At 58.4% G+C, this 22,571-nt stretch carries 23 protein-coding genes; 15 read left to right on the top strand and 8 right to left on the bottom strand.

The features are described 5' to 3' along the window. Positions 1 to 9: 9 nt before the first annotated feature. Complete coding sequence (locus AC2FNR_RS17195; RefSeq protein WP_496850302.1) at positions 10 to 1,266, bottom strand: RsmB/NOP family class I SAM-dependent RNA methyltransferase; 1,257 nt, start codon at positions 1,264 to 1,266, stop codon at positions 10 to 12. A gap of 89 nt (positions 1,267 to 1,355) precedes the next feature. Between AC2FNR_RS17195 and AC2FNR_RS17200 the strand changes: the two genes are divergently transcribed. Beyond that, positions 1,356 to 1,538, top strand: coding sequence for a DUF1674 domain-containing protein (locus tag AC2FNR_RS17200; RefSeq protein WP_170353677.1), 183 nt, complete (start codon positions 1,356 to 1,358; stop codon positions 1,536 to 1,538). Positions 1,539 to 1,542: 4 nt separating this feature from the next. On the opposite strand, the gene AC2FNR_RS17205 is transcribed toward AC2FNR_RS17200, so the two are convergent. Beyond that, entirely contained in the window at positions 1,543 to 2,397 is an 855-nt protein-coding gene (locus AC2FNR_RS17205; RefSeq protein ID WP_496850304.1) for a LysR family transcriptional regulator, read from the bottom strand. A gap of 99 nt (positions 2,398 to 2,496) precedes the next feature. Between AC2FNR_RS17205 and tmpA the strand changes: the two genes are divergently transcribed. Genes tmpA through AC2FNR_RS17220 form a run of 3 tightly spaced genes read left to right on the top strand, consistent with a single transcriptional unit; the run spans position 2,497 to position 4,885 of the window. After that, on the top strand, positions 2,497 to 3,633 hold the full coding sequence (gene tmpA / locus AC2FNR_RS17210) for a 2-trimethylaminoethylphosphonate dioxygenase (protein WP_496850306.1): 1,137 nt from the start codon (positions 2,497 to 2,499) through the stop codon (positions 3,631 to 3,633). Next, positions 3,630 to 4,220 carry a (R)-1-hydroxy-2-trimethylaminoethylphosphonate oxygenase gene (tmpB, locus tag AC2FNR_RS17215; protein WP_496850308.1) on the top strand — a complete coding sequence of 197 codons (591 nt, stop codon included), beginning with the start codon at positions 3,630 to 3,632 and terminating at the stop codon, positions 4,218 to 4,220. The genes tmpA and tmpB overlap by 4 nt, the downstream gene beginning before the upstream one ends. Next, entirely contained in the window at positions 4,217 to 4,885 is a 669-nt protein-coding gene (locus tag AC2FNR_RS17220; RefSeq protein WP_496850309.1) for an ureidoglycolate lyase, read from the top strand. The genes tmpB and AC2FNR_RS17220 overlap by 4 nt, the downstream gene beginning before the upstream one ends. Here the strand turns inward: AC2FNR_RS17220 and AC2FNR_RS17225 are convergent. Further along, positions 4,872 to 5,555, bottom strand: coding sequence for a DUF2306 domain-containing protein (locus AC2FNR_RS17225; RefSeq protein WP_170755982.1), 684 nt, complete (start codon positions 5,553 to 5,555; stop codon positions 4,872 to 4,874). The genes AC2FNR_RS17220 and AC2FNR_RS17225 overlap by 14 nt on opposite strands. Before the next feature lie 38 nt (positions 5,556 to 5,593). Next, positions 5,594 to 6,403, bottom strand: a complete 810-nt coding sequence (dapB, locus tag AC2FNR_RS17230; RefSeq protein ID WP_170755981.1) for a 4-hydroxy-tetrahydrodipicolinate reductase — start codon at positions 6,401 to 6,403, stop codon at positions 5,594 to 5,596. Between the two features lie 91 nt (positions 6,404 to 6,494). On the opposite strand from dapB, the gene rbfA reads away from it, so the two are divergent. The 7 genes from rbfA (at position 6,495) to AC2FNR_RS17265 (ending at position 12,427) form a co-directional block, all read left to right on the top strand. Further along, entirely contained in the window at positions 6,495 to 6,890 is a 396-nt protein-coding gene (gene rbfA / locus AC2FNR_RS17235; protein ID WP_496850311.1) for a 30S ribosome-binding factor RbfA, read from the top strand. Then, positions 6,887 to 7,630 (top strand): phosphodiester glycosidase family protein, encoded by a 744-nt coding sequence (locus AC2FNR_RS17240; protein WP_480868592.1) that lies wholly within the window; start codon positions 6,887 to 6,889, stop codon positions 7,628 to 7,630. The genes rbfA and AC2FNR_RS17240 overlap by 4 nt, the downstream gene beginning before the upstream one ends. A 54-nt stretch (positions 7,631 to 7,684) precedes the next feature. Continuing rightward, on the top strand, positions 7,685 to 8,590 hold the full coding sequence (truB, locus tag AC2FNR_RS17245) for a tRNA pseudouridine(55) synthase TruB (protein WP_496850313.1): 906 nt from the start codon (positions 7,685 to 7,687) through the stop codon (positions 8,588 to 8,590). Between the two features lie 21 nt (positions 8,591 to 8,611). Beyond that, positions 8,612 to 9,115: a DUF1643 domain-containing protein gene (locus tag AC2FNR_RS17250; protein ID WP_496850315.1), complete on the top strand. Its 504-nt coding sequence runs from the start codon at positions 8,612 to 8,614 to the stop codon at positions 9,113 to 9,115. Between the two features lie 95 nt (positions 9,116 to 9,210). Next, positions 9,211 to 10,239 carry a calcium-binding protein gene (locus AC2FNR_RS17255; RefSeq protein WP_496850317.1) on the top strand — a complete coding sequence of 343 codons (1,029 nt, stop codon included), beginning with the start codon at positions 9,211 to 9,213 and terminating at the stop codon, positions 10,237 to 10,239. Positions 10,240 to 10,385: 146 nt separating this feature from the next. Further along, complete coding sequence (rpsO, locus tag AC2FNR_RS17260; protein ID WP_039528663.1) at positions 10,386 to 10,655, top strand: 30S ribosomal protein S15; 270 nt, start codon at positions 10,386 to 10,388, stop codon at positions 10,653 to 10,655. A 275-nt stretch (positions 10,656 to 10,930) separates the two neighbouring features. Further along, positions 10,931 to 12,427 carry an EF-hand domain-containing protein gene (locus tag AC2FNR_RS17265; protein WP_496850319.1) on the top strand — a complete coding sequence of 499 codons (1,497 nt, stop codon included), beginning with the start codon at positions 10,931 to 10,933 and terminating at the stop codon, positions 12,425 to 12,427. 62 nt (positions 12,428 to 12,489) lie between these two features. On the opposite strand, the gene AC2FNR_RS17270 is transcribed toward AC2FNR_RS17265, so the two are convergent. After that, complete coding sequence (locus AC2FNR_RS17270) at positions 12,490 to 14,091, bottom strand: BCCT family transporter (protein ID WP_170353689.1); 1,602 nt, start codon at positions 14,089 to 14,091, stop codon at positions 12,490 to 12,492. 493 nt (positions 14,092 to 14,584) lie between these two features. On the opposite strand from AC2FNR_RS17270, the gene AC2FNR_RS17275 reads away from it, so the two are divergent. Together AC2FNR_RS17275 and pnp are read left to right on the top strand one after the other, a co-directional pair. After that, complete coding sequence (locus AC2FNR_RS17275) at positions 14,585 to 14,971, top strand: excalibur calcium-binding domain-containing protein (RefSeq protein ID WP_496850321.1); 387 nt, start codon at positions 14,585 to 14,587, stop codon at positions 14,969 to 14,971. A gap of 186 nt (positions 14,972 to 15,157) precedes the next feature. Continuing rightward, positions 15,158 to 17,305, top strand: a complete 2,148-nt coding sequence (gene pnp / locus AC2FNR_RS17280; RefSeq protein ID WP_480868604.1) for a polyribonucleotide nucleotidyltransferase — start codon at positions 15,158 to 15,160, stop codon at positions 17,303 to 17,305. A 135-nt stretch (positions 17,306 to 17,440) separates the two neighbouring features. Here the strand turns inward: pnp and AC2FNR_RS17285 are convergent, their stop codons facing one another. Together AC2FNR_RS17285 and AC2FNR_RS17290 are read right to left on the bottom strand one after the other, a co-directional pair. Next, positions 17,441 to 18,259 carry an outer membrane protein gene (locus AC2FNR_RS17285; RefSeq protein WP_496850324.1) on the bottom strand — a complete coding sequence of 273 codons (819 nt, stop codon included), beginning with the start codon at positions 18,257 to 18,259 and terminating at the stop codon, positions 17,441 to 17,443. A 304-nt stretch (positions 18,260 to 18,563) separates the two neighbouring features. After that, on the bottom strand, positions 18,564 to 20,207 hold the full coding sequence (locus tag AC2FNR_RS17290; RefSeq protein ID WP_170353692.1) for a sulfatase-like hydrolase/transferase: 1,644 nt from the start codon (positions 20,205 to 20,207) through the stop codon (positions 18,564 to 18,566). Positions 20,208 to 20,317: 110 nt separating this feature from the next. Between AC2FNR_RS17290 and AC2FNR_RS17295 the strand changes: the two genes are divergently transcribed. Both AC2FNR_RS17295 and AC2FNR_RS17300 read left to right on the top strand, forming a co-directional pair. Next, positions 20,318 to 20,557 (top strand): hypothetical protein, encoded by a 240-nt coding sequence (locus tag AC2FNR_RS17295; RefSeq protein WP_170755972.1) that lies wholly within the window; start codon positions 20,318 to 20,320, stop codon positions 20,555 to 20,557. A gap of 34 nt (positions 20,558 to 20,591) precedes the next feature. Beyond that, on the top strand, positions 20,592 to 21,953 hold the full coding sequence (locus AC2FNR_RS17300; RefSeq protein ID WP_496850325.1) for a tetratricopeptide repeat protein: 1,362 nt from the start codon (positions 20,592 to 20,594) through the stop codon (positions 21,951 to 21,953). 492 nt (positions 21,954 to 22,445) lie between these two features. Here the strand turns inward: AC2FNR_RS17300 and AC2FNR_RS17305 are convergent. Continuing rightward, positions 22,446 to 22,571 (bottom strand): helix-turn-helix domain-containing protein (locus AC2FNR_RS17305; protein ID WP_496850339.1); only part of this gene is annotated, 126 nt, incomplete at its 5' end.

The following is a 22,571-nucleotide window of genomic DNA, read 5'->3' on the forward strand; positions in this document are numbered from 1 at the left end:
AGCGTCGCATCAGGCAGATTTGTTCAGGCACGCGATATAGAAACCATCCATACCACCCCGATCCGCCCAATAGTCAGGCCGAAGGCGCAGGCCGCCTTCTTCGGTGATCCAATCCTTGTCGATGCCAGCAATATCCAGCGCCTCGCGGTCGACCTGCATGTCCGGGAAAAGATCCAAAGCTTCTTCGATCTGAACCTCACCCTCGTCCGGCAGCAGGGAACAGGTGCAGTAAACCAGCCGCCCGCCGGGTTTCAGCAAGCTCCACGCATGGGCCAGCATCTGTGCTTGCAATTCGATCAATCCGCCAAATTCCGAGCCGTCCTTGGCAAAGGGCAGGTCCGGGTGCCGGCGGATCGTACCGGTTGCCGAACAGGGCGCGTCCAACAGGATCGCGTCGTATTGGCCCTGATGCTCTAGCGCGTCACCAGCGATGACCTCGGCTTTCAGCCCCGTTCGTTGGAGATTCTCGCGCACACGTTCTAACCGAGAATCCGACACATCAAGCGCTGTAACGTTCGCTCCGGCCGCGGCAATCTGCATGGTTTTCCCACCGGGGGCTGCGCAGAGGTCCAGTATGTTCTCTCCGGCCTTCGGTGCAAGTACCTGAACGGGGATAGCTGCAGCAGCATCCTGTACCCACCAATCGCCATTGTCGAACCCCGGCAAGGTCGAGACCTGCCCCCCTTCCTGTACCCGGCGCGAGCCAGTGGGCAGCGTCTCACCGGGGCCATTGGCGCCGGGTTTGGCGGTAATATCCAGCGGCGCGCCTGCGAAATGCGCTTGCTCCATACCGGTGATGGCATCAGGGCCCCAAGCCATGGTCAGCGGGTCGCGCAGCCATTCGGGCAGTCGAGGTACGCGCATCTTGGGCCATGCCTCGGGCCCTTCAGCGGCCACCTTGCGCAGCACCGCATTCACCAGACCCTTGAGGCGGCCATGTTTGCGCGACCGGCCAACGATCTCGACCATAGAATTGACTACCCCATGCGCGGCCTCGCCCTGGCACAGTTCCACCGCGCCAAGACGCAGGGCGTTATGTACGGTCAACGCAGGGGTCCGGTTCAAATGGTTGTCCAGCAGACGGTCGGCGCGTTCCAACCCGCGCAGGGTTTCCAGCGTCAGGCGCTGTGCGCGGGCGCGGTCCTCGCGGTCCAGCCGGTCCAATGCCCCGGCGGCCAGACATTCGGACAACAGACGCCCTTCGCCCAATATCTGATCCAGCAGATAGATCGCGCTGCGCCGCGCTGCCGTTACGTTGTCGGACATGGAACCGCCTTTGATGTGACCCTCGCCCGCATTGCCAAACGCGGACGGGGGCGTATATCAAGCCCTAGCACGGAAAGGAACCCGATCTCATGAGCGACGACCGCAAAGACCTGCCGCCCGCCGCCCAACGCGCTTTGGCCGAGGCCGAGGACCGCCGCCGCAAGGCCGCAGCCGAGGCGAAAGAGCAGCCCAAGGAACTGGGTGGCCGCGACGGCCCCGACCCCGCCCGCTATGGCGATTGGGAGAAGAAGGGCATCGCGATCGACTTCTGATCGCTCAGCCCCGTAGCGCGGTCAGGAAATCGGCAATCAACGCGCGCTGTTTTTTGGATTTCGCCCGATCCTCGGGCCATGTCAGCCAATAGCCGTCTTTCGTGTTCAGCGCGGGCAGGTCCAGCTGCCGCAAACTCCCGGCCTGCAGATCGGCCTGCGCCAAAGGTTCAGAGCCCAACGCCACCCCCATCCCTTGCCGTGCCGCCGACAGGGCGTGTTCCATCGAATCGAAGCTGATCACCGAAGGCGGCAGATCGTCATGGCCAGTCTTGCGCGCCCAGTCGCGCCAGGCGGGCCGCTCCCCTCGCAGGTCGATCAGGGGGGCTCCCCATTCCACGCCTGGCGCGGCCATGGGCACCAGAACCTCGGGCGCGATCCGTTCCGCCTCACGCCCCGGCCACGTGCCGCGCCCATAGCGGATTTGCAGCCACGTGCGTTCTTCGTCCAGCGATGAGCGCCGAGCGACTGAGTCCGTCATAACCCGCACCTTGGGGCGCAGCTGCTGAAACCGGGGGATCGCCGGGAGAACCAACGCGTGGATGTTCGACGACAGCCCCGCTACGCGCAGTTCGCGCGGGGCTTTACCGAACAGATCCTCGGTATTGCGTTCCAGCGCCTGCAAACTGTCCTGAACCAGCGGCAAATAGCTTTCGCCTTCGACCGTCAACGACACGCCACGCGCTTCACGCACAAACAGGGTCCGGCCCAGCCACGATTCCAGATTTGCGATCCGCTGGCTCACCGCCGCCTGCGTCAACCCGAATTCCCGGGCCGCCGCAGAAAACCCGCCCAGCCGGCCGGCGGCCTCGAACACCCGTAGCCAGTCCAGAGGCGGCAATCCGATCTTTTTTCGAGCCATAAGTTTTTCCAGCCCTCAGTCGCAATAAGGTTTAATTGTGTTAATGCCACGAGGGGCGTATCTCCTCAACCATAGCCCGCGCCGAACAGGAGAGACCTCATGCTGCGCACCGCCACTCACACCACCCAGATCGTGACTGTTGAATTTGCCGATGGCACACAAGCGCGTTTTCACGCCATCTGGCTGCGCGACAATGCGCTGGACCCTGACACCCGCGCGCCGGGCAATGGTCAGCGCCTGATCACCATCGGGGACATCCCCGCCAATGTCTCGGTCAGCGCGGCCGAAGTTCTGAACGGCGATCTGAGCGTCACCTTTCAGCCTGAGGACAAAACCGTAACCTTCCCTGCCCGCTGGCTGGCCGATCACATCTATGACCGCGATCCGGCGCAACAGATGGGCCGCCTCGCCCCCGGCCTCACCACATGGGACGGCACCTTGATCCCGCCCAGCGCGGATTGGAACGCGGTCCACGCCGACCCAACCGCCAAGCGCGATTGGCTGGCCGCAGTCGCCGGGTTCGGCTTTGCCAAGCTGACCGGCGGTCCGACCAAACCGGAATCTCTGCTGCAGGTGGCCCATCTGTTCGGCTATGTGCGGGAAACCAACTACGGCCCCTATTTCGAGGTCCGGACCGAGGTGAACCCGACCAACCTCGCTTTTACCGGGCTGGGGTTGCAGGCGCATACCGACAATCCCTATCGCGATCCGGTACCGACGCTGCAAATCCTTTACTGTCTGGAGAACAGCGCCGAGGGCGGCGATTCCATCGTAGTGGACGGATTCCGTGCCGCCGAAAAGCTGCGCGATCAGAACCCCGACGGCTTTGCCCTGCTGGCCGGATACCCAGCGCGGTTCGAATACAAGGGCGAGGACGACGTCTGCCTGCAGTCGCGCCGCCCGATGATCGAGCTGTCACCGGATGGCGAGCTGGTCAGCATCCGGTTCAACAACCGCTCCTCTGCACCGTTTGTCGATATCCCGTTCGACCGGATGGAGGCCTATTACGCCGCCTATCGTCAGCTTGGCGACATCATCGACGACCCGGCCATGGGTGTGTCCTTCAAACTGGAACCAGGTGAGAGCTTCATCGTCGACAACACCCGCGTCCTGCATGCGCGGCTGGGCTATTCCGGTACTGGATCGCGCTGGTTGCAGGGGTGTTACGCCGACAAGGATGGCTTGCTGTCCACACTGGCGGCGATGGAAATGGCACAGCCGGAGGCGGCGGAATGAAACCCGATTTCTCGACCCTGAACCGCACCAACATTGTGGCCTTCATCGGCGATATCTTCGACCGCCGCGGCGGTGAGGAATATCTGGGCGAACCCGTCACCATGGCCGAACATATGCTGCAAGGGGCTACGATTGCCGAACAGAACGGGATGCCTGAGGAAATCATCGTCGGTGCTTTACTGCACGATATCGGCCACTTTACGTCCGAGTTCGGCACCTATCACCCCGACGACACCGAAGACCGCCATCACGAGGACGCAGGCGCAAAGGTGCTGGAACAGTTCTTTCCGTCGGTCATCACCGATTGCTGCCGCTATCACGTTGCGGCCAAACGGTATCTGTGCGCCACCAAGCCAGCGTATTTCGACCGGCTGTCGGCAGCCTCGATTCATACCCTGGAGCTACAAGGCGGTCCCATGAGCGCCGAGGAAGTTGCCGCATTCGAATCAAACCCCAACCTGAAAGAGATCGTTCAGGTCCGCTATCTGGACGAGGCCGGCAAACGCGCGGGCATGGAAACCCCCGATTTCGCCCATTTCGCCCCGATGGTGCAGCGCATGGTCGACAAGCATATGGGGGCCGCATGACCGCGCCTGAGTACATCTTTGAAGCCAGCACCAAGCCGTCCTTGCCCTGGCACGAGGTGCCTCTGATCCGAGCCACTGATGCATCCGTCAAAGGCTATGGTTGTCTGGTCGATAACCCACAAGGGTTCGAGATCGAGATCACCCGCTGGCCGCAGCAAGGCTGGCGGCCCATCGACGAGGGCACCGGTGACGAAGGCGGCTGGGTTGAAGGCACGTTCAAATGCGACTGGCAAGGCGACGTGCTCTATGGCGAGAACGAGGCGGTCAAAGGCCACTATGTTCTGGGCTGGTCCGCCGATCCGCAGCAGGCGCAAACCGCACGCCAAACCGCGCCTCGTGATCAGGTCCTGCTGTGGCACATGAACTATCACCCGGATGGCGGTCAGATGTTCTGGCCCCTGGTCAACAAGCCGTTCATCGTTCCTGCTGCCCTGCCCGGCGACAACCTGACGCCCGAGAAGGTGGTGGCCTTCTGGTGCGACGGCTCACGCGGGCTCTATATTCATCCCGGTATCTGGCACGAGGGGATTTTCCCAGTCGAAGACAGCCAGCGGTTTCTTGACCGTCAGGGCGCAGTTCATGCGCGCGTCAGCGCCGATATCGGGAAAGAGTTCGGCGTCTACCTGTCTTGCCCGCTGCGCGCGGACAAGATTAAGGACGTGTAGGCAAAGCCCCAGTATGCGCCCGTCGCTTGCGGGCGACCCATAGCTGAACGGCCATCAGATACGGCACGTAGAACGCAAAGTTCTGCACAAGGTCAAACGGGCCCGAGAAATCGGGCTCGGACCCCAGCCCGCCGGTCAGCAGATACCAAATCGTGTAGTGCACCCGATAAAGCCACGATCCCAGCGCCAGCCAGAACAGGCGCAGGCCCCAAGCCCAATGACCGGCACGGTCTTTGTTCAACGCCATACGCGCCACCATCAGCGCTGCCGTGAACAGGCAAAGCCCATAAAGGAAAAAGGCCGCCGACATGACCGACCCACCGATCGTCCCACGCAGGGGGATGTAGGTCATTCCGGCCAAACCCGTGATCAACGCAAGCGTGACTAGCACTCGGCCCAAAATGCGATGGAAACGGGTGTATTTCCGCCGCAAGCCTGGCAGCACTTGCAAAGGGACAAGCGCGACCAATACGGTCCCGGCAAATATATGCACCAGCATTGCCAAATTTCCGACGCCCTGCCCGTCTGCAAACAAATAGCTTTGCTGCGCCGCGTCTTCAGACAGCCCGACACGGATCATGCCAAACCCATGCACAACAAAAGGCAGCAGCGTCAGATAGAACACCACCAGCAACAAGCCCAAAACTACGCGAGACTTCACGGTTCGCATAAGCTGACCCTAGCGCCTTTGGTCTCCGCGTCTATGGCTCAGAGGCCCAGCACATCCACCATGTCATACTGACCCGGCGCTTTGCCCTGCCCCCACAGTGCCGCTTTCAGCGCGCCACGGGCGAATATCGCCCGGTCGGTGGCCAGATGGCGCAGGACAATACGTTCACCCGGCGCGGCGAACAGGACGTCATGTTCGCCCACGATGTCTCCGCCGCGAATCGCGTGGAAACCGATGTCGCCGCGTTTGCGCGCGCCGGTAATACCGTCGCGGCCCCGGTCGGACACATCGGCCAAGTTGACCCCGCGCCCCTCGGCGGCGGCCTCGCCCAGCATCAGGGCCGTGCCCGAGGGCGCGTCGACCTTGTGGTGGTGGTGGCCTTCGATGACCTCGATATCGAAATCTTCGTCCAGTGCGGCGGCGACCTTTTTGGTCAGCTGCACCAGCAGGTTGACGCCGAGGCTCATGTTTCCGGCCCGCACGATCACCGCATGGCGCGCGGCAGGTTCCAGCGCCGCGATCTGTTCGTCAGTCATGCCGGTGGTGCCGATCACATGCACACAGCGCGCCTGCGCAGCCAGCGTGGCGAACTCCAGCGTTGCCTCGGGCGCGGTGAAGTCGATCACCGCCTGCGCTTGCGCAAAGGCCTCCAGCGGATCATCGGTAACTGTGACGCCCAGCGCTGAACCGCCCATAGCCGTCCCTACATCCTGCCCGATCCAGTCATGGCCCGCACGTTCAACAACGCCGACCAGACGCGCCTGATCGCTCTCAGACACGGTCTTGATCAGCATCTGCCCCATACGGCCCGAAGCCCCTGTGATGACGATCCCCGGAATATGGGTCATGGCGCTGGTCCTTTCGCGTTTGTCGGCTCAAAGCCTCCTACCCGGTTCGCGCCTGCTTGGCAAAGGTGGGATTTGGGCTTAGATCGAAGTCATGGCAAAGAACAAATTCCACGATGGCCCCGGCCCGTCCCAACGGCAACTGCGTGTCGGCGAACTGATCCGCCGCACCCTGTCCGAAGTTCTGGCGCGCGGAGATGTCCACGACCCCGACCTGAACCGTATGTCGATTACTGTAGGCGAAGTGCGCACTTCGCCCGATCTGAAGATCGCTACCGCCTATGTGCTGCCCTTGGGCGGCAAAGGCCAGGAGGACGTGATCGAGCTGCTGGCCCGCAATAAGGGCGAACTGCGACGTATGATCGGCAAGAAGCTGAACCTGAAGTTCTCACCGGATCTGCGGTTCCGTCTGGATGACACGTTCGACCGTCTGGACGATACCCGCCGCATGTTCGAACAGGACGCGGTGCGCCGCGATCTGGACGATTGATCCGCACGCTGGCCACATTGGGCGCGCTCCTATGGGCCGCGCAAGCCGGTGCGGTGAGTTGTGAGAAAGTCACCCACGACGCCAAGCGATATACTGTGTGCGAAGTGGACGCGGCCAATGAAGACCTGCGCCTGTTTCTGAACGACGACAATGGCGATCTGCTGGGGCATTTCTCCTCGGTGAATGAGGCGTTGGCTCCCGGTGGTGAACGTCTGGCCTTTGCGATGAACGCGGGCATGTATCACGACGACCGTTCACCCGTGGGCCATTATGTCGAGGACGGGCAGGAAAAGATGCGCGTCATCTCCAACCCCGGCCCCGGTAATTTCGGCCTTCTACCCAATGGGGTGTTCTGTATCCGCGACGGCCGCGCTGACGTGTTTGAGACGCTAGATTTCGTCGATAAAGCGCCGGACTGCCGCTTTGCCACTCAATCCGGCCCCATGTTGGTGATCGACGGAGAGCTGCACCCGCGTTTTCTGCCCGACTCGACCTCTCTGTTCGTGCGCAACGGGGTGGGCACCAGCGCCGATGGCACCCGCGCGGTATTCGCGATCTCGGACGATTATGTCACCTTCCACGAGTTTGGCAGCCTGTTTCGGGACGTGCTGAAAACGCCCAACGCGCTGTTCTTCGACGGCAATATCTCGCGCATGTATGACCGTGCCAGGGGCCGCTCGGACATCGGGTTCTCGCTGGGGCCGATCGTGGGTGTGGTCGAAAGCGCACCCGTAAATTGACAGCGCCCATGTGATCCGCTAACCCGCGCGCCTTAGCATGAATCAAGGTGTGATATGGGACGCAAACGCAAGGGCCGCGACATTTCCGGTTGGCTGGTGGTGGACAAGCCTGCGGGCATGACCTCAACCGCTGTGGTCAACAAGGTGCGGTGGGCGATGGACGCGAAAAAGGCAGGCCATGCGGGCACGCTGGACCCCGAGGCGACCGGCGTTCTGGCCGTGGCTTTGGGTGAGGCGACCAAGACCGTTCCCTACATCACCGACGCGTTGAAAGCCTACACCTTCACCGTGCGTCTGGGTCAGGCCACCAACACCGACGATGCCGAGGGCGAGGTGATTGCGCAAAGCGATGCGCGCCCTTCGGAAGACGATATCAAACAGGCGCTGACCCCGTTTCTGGGTGACATCATGCAGGTGCCGCCCAAGTTCTCCGCCGTGAAAATCGACGGCCAGCGCGCCTATAAACTGGCCCGCGACGGCGAGGATGTGGAGCTGTCCGCCCGCCCCCTGTGGGTTGAGGAACTGATCCTTGTCGACCGCCCCGACGCCGATCACGTGGTGCTTGAGATGACCTGCGGCAAAGGCGGTTATGTCCGCTCCATCGCCCGCGATCTGGGTGCCGCTTTGGGATGCCACGGCCATGTCAAAGAGCTGCGTCGCATCTGGTCCGGCCCGTTTGAGGTCGAAGATGGCTTGTCCATCGACCAGATCGACGAGATGGCCAAAACCGAGGCGCTGGATGAGTATCTGCACCCGCTGGAAACCGGCCTCGCCGACCTGCCCGAGCTGAAATGCACTCCCGAAGGCGCGACCCGTCTGCGCAATGGCAACCCGGGCATGGTGCTGGCTAGCGACGTGGAATATGGCGATGAGGCATGGGCCTCGCTCGAAGGCAAAGCCGTGGCCGTCGGCATCTATAAATCCGGCGAATTGCACCCCAGCCGGGTGTTCGTCACCTGATCGCCGTGCTAGGCGAAGGGCATGATCACCCGAACCCATACCAAGGGCGATGCGCCCTCGACTGCCGTCTATTCCGATTGCGAGAACTATCGCTATAGCCTGACCCGCGTTTGGGATCCGGCGGGGCGCAAGGCGCTGTTTGTGATGCTGAACCCCTCCACCGCGACCGAGGTACAGAATGACCCTACGGTCGAGCGCTGCGAACGCCGCGCGCGGGCGCTGGGGTTCGGTGCGTTTCAGGTAACTAATATCTTTGCCTGGCGCGATACTGACCCACGCAAGATGCGCGCCGCCGCCGATCCGGTAGGCCCCGCGAATGACGCCGCCATTCTAGACGGTGTCGAATGGGCCGATCAGGTCATTGCCGCATGGGGCACCCATGGCGCGCATCTGGATCGCGGCCCGGCGGTCGAGGCGCTGCTGCGCGGCACCGGCCAACCGCTGTTCCATCTAGGGCTGACGAAGGCGGGGCATCCAAAGCACCCTCTATACATCGCCTATACCCAGCAGCCCGAATCGTGGTGACAAACAGTTAACCATGAGTCCAACCTGCCTTTGACCAAAGCCTTATGAACATAGGATAAATCACCTTCGGAGAACTGCGTTCACGGAGGGTTGCCATGTTCTTGATCGGACTACTCGGTCTGGCCGCCATGGGCGGTGCGGCCTATGCAATCAGCGATGTGTTTGAGCCCGAGGAAGAGGTCGAAGAGGACGACATCCAGGAAGACGAACCCGTCGACCTGTCCGAGGGCAATCTGCTGGACGTGGATGAGAATATCGACGCCCCTGAAACCTCGGAAATCTCGACCGGAACGGTGCTTACGGAGCAGGACGGCAATCTGATCATCGCCGGGTCCGAAGATACCGACCTTTTGACCGGGCAGGACGGCGATGATCAGATCAACGGGTATGAAGGCGACGACACTATCATCGGCGGCGCGGGCGAAGATGTGCTGCACGGCGGCAAAGGGGATGACATTATCACGGGCGGCCTTGATGACGACGTGCTTCATGGTGAGGACGGCGACGACCAGCTCTCCGGTGATCAGGGCGACGACACGCTGTTTGGTCATTTCGGTGATGACACCCTGACAGGCGGCGACGGCGAGGACGAGCTTTACGGCGGGCAGGACGATGATACTCTGACCGGGGATGCGGGCGATGATGCGCTGCATGGGGGATATGGGGACGATCATCTTGAAGGTGGCGAAGGCGAAGACGTTCTGTTTGGTGGCGATGGCGATGACGTGCTGACCGGGCAGGATGGCGCGGATGAGGATGCGGTTGATTTCCTCAATGGCGGCGCAGGGGATGACACGATTCTGGCCGAAAGCGGGGATATCGTCACCGGCGGCGAAGGCGAGGATGACATCGTGATCACGCCCGAAGAAGATGACGCCGCCGTCACTGTCATGGACTTCCAACCGGGTGAGGACAAGCTGCTGATCTCGTGGGAGGGTGAGGAAGACCCCGACATTCAGATCGAACCGGACACCGAGGATGACAGTCTGACCAATGTCACGATCGACGGCCAGACCATTGCTCAGCTGCTAAAGGCCGAGGGGCTGACCCCAGATGATATCCAGCTGATCGCCGAAGGAGATCTGGCGCAGCTGAACGCACTGGGTCAAATGACACAGGGCTGAGCGTCACAGAATCTCTTTGCCATTTCTCCCAATACCGCCTATACGCGCGCATCCGCATCGGAATCGGTGCGGTTTTCTCCATGGGCCTGTGCTGGACGACATCCCGGCCTGCGCCATCAACCTTAACCTTTTACAAGGAGACCCCGATGTCGATTACTGCCGCTGAAAAAGCACGCGTCATGAAAGAATTCGCAACCAAAGAAGGCGACACCGGTTCGCCTGAAGTCCAGGTTGCTATCCTGACCTCGCGCATCACCACCCTGACCGAGCACTTCAAGACCCACAAAAAAGACAACCACGGTCGTCGCGGTCTGCTGAAAATGGTCGCCCAGCGCCGTAAGCTGCTGGACTACCTGAAAGGCAAGGAAGAGGCCCGTTATCAGGACCTGATCAAAAAGCTGGGCATCCGCCGCTAAGCGCTTTTTGTGCCAGAATTGAAACCGGTTGCCCGGTTTAACGCTCGCCAGCTTGGCGGGCGTTTTTTTTGCTTCTTGTCTTGGGCAAGTGCCGAATCGGATACGAGTGACACCCGTTCAAAACTACTAACCATTGGTTAACCATTTTCATGTGACGATACAGGTGCATAGACTGAGATTAAAAAAAAATTTACCAAATTTAAAGCCGATGTTTTTTAGGATTACATCTTATGAAAAATTCGAAATTTCTTTGCTCTGTCGTTTTGGTAAGCGCAATGGCTCAGAGTGTTGCCGCCCAATCAGAAGAGCCAATAGTTTCGCAATTGGATCTGACACAAAAGACCATTGATCAGATCACTCGAGATCCAAGAGGTTTTACTGAACAGACAATTCGACAACTGTTCCAATATGCGCCCAGTGGCGAGCTGACCCGCGAAGCCATAGAAGTTCACGCTGCTATGAATGAGGCTGGACGCCGCGCGAATCTTTTTCGAAACGTTCTGGCCTTTGATTTGGATGCCGATATGGCGATTTCTGCCGCCGAAATCGAACGACAAACGCCTTTTCTGAACGCCAACCAATCGGTATTGCTCCAGACTGTCCTTGCAACATCGGACCGGGACCGCGACGGAAGCCTGTCGCTGACCGAGCTTTGGCAAAATGCGATGTCATCGTCACTGCCGTCTCCGAAGACGCAGCATCGGATCGAAGCTGTACTGCAGTTCGATGCGAACAAAGACGGCAAAGTCACACCGGATGAAATCGCAATTGTCGTGGAACAAATCGCCAACGCCGAAGTTTCCACAAACGTCATCCCGCCAGCAAACATTCGCGGGCAACAGGCGCAACCGGCACAATTGTGCGAATTTACCAAACCAACTGCCAACGCGGAGATCATTCTGGTCGGTGGGTATGAAGGTTATGCCATATCAAACATCGCGGTTGCCGGGTTGGACCGGGAAACTTCGGCTGCAGCAATTCATATCGAGGACGGCGAAATACCGCTTTACATTCTGGCCACCACGTTCGACCCGATCGTTTGGAAAGTCACCGGCGACACGGACCGGGTAGAACGGTTTGTCGCGCCACGGGATACACGCGGCGTAGGTGTCGCCGGTCTGAAAAAGGACGTTTTGCATTTTGAGCCCGGCAAAAGATGTTTGCCCAAATATTTCAGAGACAGCGCTTCAGGCGACGCCATCGCTGCCAAAGGGATGGTGTCATCAAAACTGAAACGAAATATTGACCATGTGTTCGGCTTTGGAAAACTTGGCGAAATTCGGTTGCCATCCGGTCAGCATACAGGCGTCAAGCTGGGCTCAGGCAGTTCTAATGGGCTGACGATTGTGAAGAACAACAGGCGCTATTTGGTGACGGATGAAGGCGTTCAGGTGCTGGACCCGCCGGACACGAAACAGGCTGGCAGTTTAGAACGCAAACTGCAGAAGATGTTACTGCGTTATTATCCGGGCGGCATTGTGGAATTTGACCCGGATGGGGTTTGGGCTTCGACCGAAGCAATACCGTATGACGTGTTGCCGCAACAAGCCGGACTGCTGCAATTGGCAAAGCAGGGCGCAATGACTCAGACGCCCGACGGCTATTTCAAGATCGTCGAGCCAATCCCAAGATTCCCTGCAGGTCTCAACGGAGGGCACAGCGTTCGATTCATAATTTCGACTGGCGTGCCAATGCCTGGCGGTTCTCCTGGGCACTCCACCGTGATCATGGAGGAAGATGGAACTTGCGTTGCTGGCCACCGATGCCCGTGACATCTCAGGTTCAATAAAACGCCCGCCTTTTGGCGGGCGTTTCACTTGCAAAAGGTCTGAGACTACATCTTCGCCTTTTCCGACTTCAGTGCCAGCCACAGGCAGTAGCACATCATCAGAACGACCAGCGTGAACGGGATACCGGTTGACACCGCCGCGCCCTGCAGGGCCGACAGACCGCCACCCAGCAATAGGGCAATCGCCACCAAACCTTCAAGCGTACACCAGAATACGCGCTGGATCACTGGCGCATCCATCTTGCCACCCGCCGTGATCGTGTCGATCACCAGCGAGCCCGAGTCCGACGAGGTGACAAAGAACACCACGATCAGGACCAGCGCGATGGGGGCCACGATCGAATACAAGGGCAGCTCTTTCAGGAAGCCGAACAGCGCGCCCTCGGGCGCATAGCTGTCGATCACCGTGGCGCGGACGCCTTCGGCGCCGCCTGCGTTCAGCATGTCGATGGCCGCTCCGCCAAAGGTCGACATCCAAAGCGCGCAGACTGCAGTAGGTGCCAGCAGCGCACACAGGATGAACTCGCGAACCGTGCGACCCTTGGAGATGCGGGCGATGAACATGCCCACGAACGGAGACCACGCAATCCACCAGGCCCAGTAGAAAGTCGTCCAGCCATGGAAATAACTGGTATCTTCACGCCCGAACGGGTTGGACAAGGCCGGTAGGTGCGTCACGTAATCCACCATCACGTTGAAGTACCGAGCGATGGCAGTTCCGACGCCGGTGACGACGATCACAAAGATGAACAGACCTACGGCCATGATCATATTAATCTCGCTCAGCCGTTTCACGCCGGCATCCATGCCCATCAGGACCGAGCCCAGAGCGATCAGCGTGATGCCGATGATCAGCAGGACAACGACGGTCGGGCTGGGTTCGATGCCGAACACCTCATTCAACCCGGCTGCAACCTGCTGCGCACCCAGACCCAGGGATGTGGTCAGGCCGAACAGCGTGGCAAACACCGCCAGAGTGTCGATAATGTGACCCCACCAGCCCCAGACGCGTTCGCCGAGGATCGGGTAGAAGGCCGACCGTAGGGTCAACGGCAGGTCCAGATTATAGGCAAAGATCGCAAGGCTCAGGCCCACGGCAGCGTAAACTGCCCAGCCTTCCAGACCCCAGTGGTGGATCGTACCCACAACGCCCGCGTATTCATTGCCCGGCACAGCGATATCAATGCCCAGCGGTACGGCGTTGCCGCCCTCGGCGAAGTTGTAATAAACCGGCTCCATCACGCCAAAAAACAGCAGGCCGATACCAATACCGGCCGCGAACATCATCGCGATCCACCCGGCATAGGAATAGTCTGGCTTGGCGTCCTTACCGCCAATGCGCACGCTGCCGACAGGCAGAACGATCAACACCAGACAGAACAAGGTTATGGCGTCCACCGACAAGACAAGAAACCAGTCAAACGTGCTGGTTAGCCATGGCCTGAGCCACCCAAAAAACGTTGCGGCTGCCTCTTGGTTGGCCAGAGCGATCAGGACGAACGCAAAGATCAGGATGCTTGAGATCAAAAAGACCGGATTGTGTATATCCAGACCGAACGGGCGAACGTTGTCCTGCCCCAATTCGTATTCTGTTTCAAAGTCATAGATCCTTGGATCGGGATCCAGCATTTTCTTGGTTTGAGCCATTCGAAGCCCCTCTGTCCGCTAGGTGCAAACGCCAAGGTAGTCGGTCGGCTGACGGACAAGAATATCGTACCCCCTTGGCGTCGTTCCGTCTTTTCGACCGCGGGTTCAGTGCTAACAGCCTACACACAAAGCAATATTTCCCAAAATGCATTCTTTCGGACGAATGTTAGCGCAATAAATCAATGTGCAAGCCTGCAATTATTGCGAGCCGGTTACCCCCGCCTCTTTCAAAAATCACTCAGTAGGCTAGGCTCTCAATCCTGAATTTGACTTAAACCATTTTGACCATTCGCCTCCGATCAACGCCAGCATATACTTAGCCGAATTGAGGACTCTAGTGCGCCTTTCATTCTATTTTGCCATAATGTTAATCACTGCCTGCTCCGCTGACCTGCTCTCACCCGAGGCTCTGTCTTCGAAAGTCACTCAGGCATCGACTTCAGAATTGTGCGGTGCCTACTTTCAGCCGCAAACCACCTCCCGCGGTAAACTCATGATCGAAGCAGAACTGGCCGAGCGCGGGGTAAACCAATGCACTTTGGGCAACTACGGTCAATTCAGTGTGTCGACGGCTGGGAAGACAATCTATTCAAGGTCCGACGCGCCCAGCGTAGACACATATGATTGCAGCGACTTTCCAACCGGCGCGGCGGCTCAGAAGTTCTTTTTGGCTTCTGGTGGTCCGGTTTCCGACCCTCATAATCTTGATGGAGATGGCGACGGCCTCGCCTGCGAGTGGGGCACGCAAATCCGAAAGATATCGACATACCGCCGACCCACGCCCGTCGTCAGGCGAACCTACTCCAAATGCTATACAGGTCCACGGGGCGGGACCTACACGATAACGGCAAGCGGCAACAAGAATTACGACGGCTGTTAACCCAAACGCCCTCGGCTGCCTTATCCCTTCCCTTTGACACCAATCTCATGTATGCGCGCGGGTATCTGAGACGTTGTGCCCTGACCCTGGCACTCGAATGGAAGATAAATGGGGTCGGCGGCAATGGGGCCGCCATGCAAACCGGAGACCCGCAGGGGCGGGAGTGCTCCGTTCTAGGATACGCATATGTTTGATGTAACTAAGAAATCTATGCAGTGGGGCGAAGAGACGCTGACACTGGAAACCGGCAAGGTTGCCCGTCAGGCCGACGGCACCGTGATTGCCACGCTGGGCGAAACCAGCGTCATGGCCAACGTGACCTTTGCCAAGAGCCAAAAACCCGGTCAGGATTTTTTCCCGCTGACCGTCCACTACCAAGAGAAATACTACGCCGCCGGTAAGGTTCCGGGCGGCTTCTTCAAGCGCGAGGCGCGCCCGACCGAGAAAGAGACGCTGACCGCGCGTCTGATCGACCGTCCGATCCGCCCGCTGTTCGTTGACGGCTTTAAAAACGAAGTTCTGGTCATGTGCACCGTGCTGTCCCACGATCTGGTCAACGATCCCGACATCGTGGCGATGATCGCGGCCTCGGCTGCTCTGACCATTTCCGGCGCGCCGTTCATGGGCCCGATCGCCGGCGCCCGTGTTGGTTTCGTGGATGGCGAATATGTCCTGAACCCGACCGTGGACGACATGCAGGACCTGCGCCTGAACCCTGAACAGCGTCTGGATCTGGTTGTGGCCGGCACCAAAGACGCCGTGATGATGGTGGAATCCGAAGCTTATGAGCTGTCCGAGGCTGAAATGCTGGGTGCCGTGAACTTTGCGCACGCGCAGATTCAGCCGGTGATCGACCTGATCATCGGTCTGGCTGAAGACGCCGCGAAAGAGCCGTTTGAATTCGAAGCTCCCGACTATGCGGACCTGTATGCCGCTGTTGCTGCAGCCGGTGAAGAACAGATGCGCGCCGCCTTCGCGATCACTGACAAGCAAGAGCGCACCGCCGCTGTTGCCGCGGCCCGCGAAGCGATCAAAGAAGCGCTGACCGAAGAACAGCTGGAAGACGCCAACCTTGGCTCGGCGATGAAAAAGCTGGAAGCCGGCATCCTGCGCGGTGACGTCGTCAAAGGCGGCAAGCGGATCGACGGTCGTTCGACCACTGATATCCGTTCGATCGTGGCCGAAACCTCGATGCTGCCGCGTACGCACGGTTCCGCCCTGTTCACCCGTGGTGAAACGCAGGCGCTGGCCGTGACCACCCTGGGCACCGGTGATGACGAGCAGTTCATCGACGCGCTGCACGGCAACTTCAAATCGAACTTCCTGCTGCACTACAACTTCCCCCCCTATTCGGTTGGTGAAGTTGGCCGCGTGGGTGGCCCCGGTCGTCGTGAGATCGGCCACGGCAAGCTGGCATGGCGCGCCCTGCAGGCGGTTCTGCCTGCGGCGACCGACTTCCCCTACACGATCCGTATCGTGTCCGAGATCACCGAATCCAACGGATCGTCCTCGATGGCGTCGGTCTGCGGCGGCTCGCTGTCGATGATGGATGCGGGCGTTCCGCTGAAAGCACCGGTTGCCGGTGTGGCCATGGGTCTGATCCTGGAAGATGACGGCAACTATGCCATCCTGTCCGACATTTTGGGTGACGAAGACCACCTGGGCGACATGGACTTCAAGGTTGCGGGTACCGAAAACGGCATCACCTCGCTGCAGATGGACATCAAGGTTGCGGGCATCACGCCCGAGATCATGGAGAAAGCTCTGGCCCAGGCCAAGGACGGCCGGATGCACATCCTGGGTGAGATGGGCAAAGCCCTGTCCGAGACCAACGAATTCTCGGTCCACGCGCCGCGCATCGAAACCATGAACATCCCCACCGACAAGATCCGCGAAGTGATCGGTTCGGGCGGCAAGGTCATCCGCGAGATCGTCGAGGTTTCGGGCGCCAAGGTCGACATCAACGACGATGGCGTGATCAAGATCGCCTCACCGGACGGAGAGTCGATCCAGAAGGCCTATGACATGATCTATTCGATCGTGGCCGAGCCGGAAGAAGGTCAGATCTACACCGGTAAAGTGGTCAAGATCGTCGACTTTGGCGCCTTCGTGAACTTCTTTGGCAAGCGCGATGGTCTGGTCCACGTGTCCCAGATCGAAAACCGCCGCCTGAACCATCCGTCGGATGTTCTGAAAGAAGGTCAGGAAGTGAAGGTCAAGTTGCTGGGCTTTGACGACCGCGGCAAGGTTCGCCTGTCGATGAAAGTGGTCGATCAGGAAACCGGTGAAGAGATCGTTCCCGAAAAGAAAGAAAAGAAAGAAGACGCGGAATAATCCATCGCTCTTTCCCATGATGAAGGCCCCGGTGGAAACGCCGGGGCCTTTTTCGCTATAGGCAACAGCTTTTCGCCCTAACCGTTTCCAGGATGCGGGTCTGAAACCCCGCAGTCGCGAAGGTCGTGCACTTGCTTATTGAATGAAATACTTGATGCCAAAATATGGCCCATGCTGGTCGACGTCATAGGCAAATTCTCCGGAACTCAGCGTGTCACTGTAGTCGACGCTAAAATACCGATATCCAAAAGTAAGCGCCGTGTTTTCCCACGGCTGATAGTCGAATCCAACATTTGCGCCAAGTTGGAGGTCGTTACCTCCTGCACCGAAGCCGCCAAGCTCAACCGACGCAATTCCGGTCCATTTTTGGTTCAGCCGCCACATGCCGCGTGCCCCAAAGACAGGTTCGATCCAATTTTGATCCCCGCCTAACACAGGTGGGTTTACCGGACCTGGGTTTGTCAGCTCAATTTCCTGGCGAATAGAGTTGTATCGCAGCCCGCCCTGCAGGTCGATTGCATAGCGTTTCTTGCTGTCACCATATGTGCCGTCCATGACCCGGAACGCGCCAAGAACACTAAACCACTTTTGGCGTACATCGACATCAAGGCGCGCGCCCAAAGGGCTGGGCAATGTGGTATCCTGCTCTATGCCGACATAGTTGGCGTCAACTATGATCCCAAAGTTCCCATTCCATGCCTCATACCGGCCTGAAGCCGCGAACTCGAGTACGTCCAGCACGTCTCCGATATCCAGATCAAGCTCTACTGATTGCCCCGCAACAGTGGATGTCCCGGTGGTACGCAGGGGTGCAAACAGGAAGACCGAAGCCGCGTGTCGCCACCCCCTCTCATCCTGTCCCAGTGGGGGCAAAGATTGAGCGCGAGCAGGCGCAGGTGTTGCGACTAGCGCCGTCGCAAGCGCCACGGCAACGAGTAATTGCAGATGTTGCATGGAAGTTTCCTTGGAATTTAGCCGCTTTTAACTTTCAAACCGCTGTTCGACCCTGGTTCCCAGATTGTCGGGCAATCAGAAGCGCGCCCGATCATTGCCGCTTCGCAAACGGCAACACCGGGGCCGTAAGTTTTACCACCCTGCGGACGATAACCAACCGACCAGGCGCCCTCTTTCCAGAAGCTGAGTGCCTTGAGCTCTATTCTGGCCGAGCTCCTGCCACCAAGCGACGAGCCCTTATCTAAACCACGCGATTTTGGGCGATCGGGACGGCGGCGGCCAATTTGCCACCGCCCTGCGTTTGTCACTGCCAGCTGGCGAAAATCTCTCGGGTCAATTCGCTCTCGGGACGCAGGTTCTCGATCCCTTCATAGGGGATACCTTTTCCAAGCGGCAGATGCGGATGTTCGGCAATGGTTTTCTGATGACGCTTTACCATGTCCTGGAAAGACGCCCCCGACCACAACGAATACCCGACAAGCGGATGCTCTTCCCGTGGATCGCGGTAAACGTTGAACACAGGCGCTGCAGCGCCGGGTTGACCGGGGGCAGCCAGATGCATCTTGAACTCTTGCTTGACCACCGAGCGCAATACCGGCCCTTCGTAAACATAAACATAGTCGCGGCGGGAATTACCCTCGCCTTCAAGCAACAGCGCGGTCTGGTCGATCCCGTCAATCACACGGTCGCGCGGAATTTGGTCAGTCGCACCTGCAATGCGCGCGAAGGTTGTGAACAGATCCGAGACATGCACGATGTCGCCCGCCGCGCTGCCCGGCTTAATTGCACCGGGCCACCGGATGAACGCATCCGTGCGCACACCACCTTCAAGGTGTTGGGTCTTGCCCCCGCGATAGATCAACTGGTTCAGTCCTGAAGTACCCTCGTAATGATACATCAAGCCGTTATCAGCCATAATCATGACAACGGTGTTGTCCGCCTCACCCGTTTCATCCAGTTTGTCCAAAACTTCGCCGATCCAGCCATCCAAAACCTGCAACTTGTCAGCATGGAACCCACCATTTCTTGAAACGGCTTGATCAGGATAAGCAAAATTCAGCGGGTAAAGCGGCCAGTATTGCATAAAGAACGGGGAATCCTGCGCGGCCAACTGCTCTAACTGCTCCAATGCCTGACGCTGGTAGCGCAGGTTCATTTCTTCATATTTCGCCTGTGTCCATTCCTCGCCGGGCGCCATGTCGACTTCCCGAGCAATCCCACCGGCCTGGCCTTCAACCCCAGTTACAAGGCCGTACGGCTTGAAACGCTGATCCAACTGGAACTGGTTGGACTGCCCCGACGGATGAAAGCCGAGCATATTGTTGGCCACCATTGCATCCCGTGTCATCAGGCTAAGTTGGACCTGCTGATGCAACGGAAATGCCGCCCAGTCAAAACCCTGATTATGCGGATAAGCTTCCTCGATGTCGCCCTGATGCCACTTCCCGACATGCGACGTGTTGTATCCTTTTTCTTTCAGAATTTCAGCGATGGTAACTTCTTCAGCCGCAAGCCCCTCGCCGACCAGCGCGACTTTGACCTCTTCCACGCCCGCACGCACGGGATGACGACCGGTCAACATCGCCGTTCGTGTCGGAGTGCAGGATGGCTCGGTATACATTCTCATCAACGACATACCTTCCGTGGCAAAGTCGTTGATGTTGGGAGTATCGAAACCGGTAACGTAGTTCATCGTCCGGTTGCCCATCTGACCAAAGCTTACATCGTCAATCAAAATATATAGAAAATTGGGGGGCTGCCCGCCTTTGGCTTCGCGGATCTCGGCAAGTTTTGCTTCAATTTCCGCATCCTGAGCGTCCCATTCTTCGCCGAACTGCGCGCGAAGAAACTGAAACTCTCCATCATGAATGATGGGCGGCATGTCCTGAGCCAAACTGGCGCCAGCCATTAGCACCATGACCGAAGCATGTTGCAACAGTGATTTCATCGGTATCCCTTCCCCATTTTTGAATTACATCTTTCCTGCGCGCCGAAGCGCCTGAACGATTTCACCCCGAAGACCGCTTAGGGTTTCGCGGATATCGCAGGTAATCTGATATGACCGATTTCCGGGTTCAGAATTCATTGACAGATGCTCCGCACACAAAAGCTGGTAGTCACGGCAAATCTCATCGAACACCGCATCCACGCGCCGAAGATCCGCAATGGCGGATCGGTGGTCGGGAAATTCTGAATCAAGAGAACAGCCTTTCAATTCTGACGCTCGTTTGTTGGATCGACATGGTTCCCAAACTGTTCGCGGAATTTTCTTCTCACAAAAGGTTTATCGGGGCATAATACGGTTTAATCATAGGTCTAACATGCTGTAATCATGAAGATATCTGGAAATACATCACCGACTGTGAATAAGGACCAGACGCCGGACGCCAAAGATGTGCGGACGGCGCTGCAGCGACTTGTCAAATCTTCCACCTTTGCGGGTTCGCAGCGACTACAGGACTTCCTGATCTATGTGGTCGAAGAGTCTCTGAGGGGCAGAGCCGATGATATCCGGGCGAAGACCATCGCTATGGATGTGTATGGGGGAACGATGTCCGAGATGGCGCGCCGTGAAAACGTTGTACGCGTGGACGCCGGTCGCCTGAGGCGCAAGCTGTCAGAGTACTATGCCGACGTTGGCCGGAATGAGGACACGCTGTTCGACTTACCCAAGGGGGGGTATGCGCCTCAGATAACAGTAAGGGTACCCAGCGGGGGCATGCCTGACAGTCCAGTGGCGCCGCATATCGAGGCCCGTGCATGGCATCGTCCGGCCATTGGCGCAGCAGGGATTGTCGTTCTAGTCGGGTTCGCTACGGTACTTATGCTGACATCGCCCAAAAGGGACGCGCCGGGTCAATCAATGGTGGATGGCCTTAGCCCAGATGAGCGCAGCGCCATTTTCGATGCATCCCCAATGCGGCTTGAAGCTGTAAACCTCGCCAATTCAGGTCGGGATCTGATTTTTCCTGCCCTGGAGCCCGCACGGTTGAATGCCGCTCTGATCATGTTCGAAGGTGCAATCAAGAATGACCCCAGTTATTTCGGCGGATATGCCGGAGCTGCCCAGGTCGCCGCGACAATGGCAGTGGTTACACCGGATCCGGACCTGACCCGCGACATGCTTGCCTACGCAGACAGTCAGGCCCTAATGGCGCTCGAGCAGGCACCTGAAACAGGTTGGAGCCAAGCTGCCAAGGCGTGGGTTGAATTCGCTAAAGGCAATTGGCCAGAAGCCAAGGACTTTGCGGAGAGAGCGCGCCGCTTGGCCCCGAATGATGTGCACGTGCTGGAATTCGTCTCGCTGATCCTTCTCTATTCGGGCTCATTTGAGCACGTTGTTTCCATCAGCAAAGAGGCGCTCTCGAAAATCGATCTAGAGAGGGGATACGTGTTTCAAAATGCGATGGGGTCTGCAAAGTTCCACCTCAAGGATTACAAAGGCACAGTATCCACCTTCGAACACGTGGCCGAAAAAGGAGGCCCGGTTGGGCCCGTCTCGGTCGCTTACTTGATGGCGGCACATCAGATGCTGGGCAACGTCGCCGAAGCGCAGACCCTGTCAAAAAAACTTTCGCGCGAATGGCCCGAAAGTCGCGTTGATTTGCTTTTTCAAAGACTGTTCGCTGATCCCAAACACGGCGAGGAACTCGGGCGGGCAATGAAAGACGCTGGTTGGGAGCCAAAAGGCTGACGGCTGAGCCCTAAACATTCAACCGAATGTAGCCATGGTAAAATATTGGGCGGGAAAGGGAGCCAATTCGCTTGGATACTCGTTCTATGCCGTTCGCTGCTGATGGCATGACAAGTCAGCCGCAGCAAGGCTGCGCCCCTGGCGATCTGCCACCCTAATCGTCCCTCGTTCTAATGTAGAGTTTGCTCAACCTTTTGAAGAAGCAAACGGATGCGAAAGAGCTGTTTCACGGAAACGCAGGTCGTCGGCATGATCAAAGGACAGGACGCTGGGATGTCGACGGCGTCGTGCAAACTACTCAAATAAAATCGTTATTTTCCAATCAAAAGTGCACTTCGATGAACGAAATTCAAGCCCAACAAGAAGGATGCAAGGTTACTGACAATTACCTGGGATTGGTTCAGCGATCTTCCTGCCGAGCATTTAAAACCACTAATTGGTGCAATCTTGTGGTGAGCACAAAAACCTCGATCGACATTGGCACCGAGATGGTCAGGCCCGCCCCTTCACCAAATTTCTATAAGCTGACGGTGACATTCCTGACCATTTTCGGAAGGCCCTCGAAAACGCAGTGGGGTCTGCGTAGCCAAGCCGCAGTGCGGTCTCACTAACGGACTT

Source organism: Ruegeria sp. SATB045, assembly GCF_059613525.1.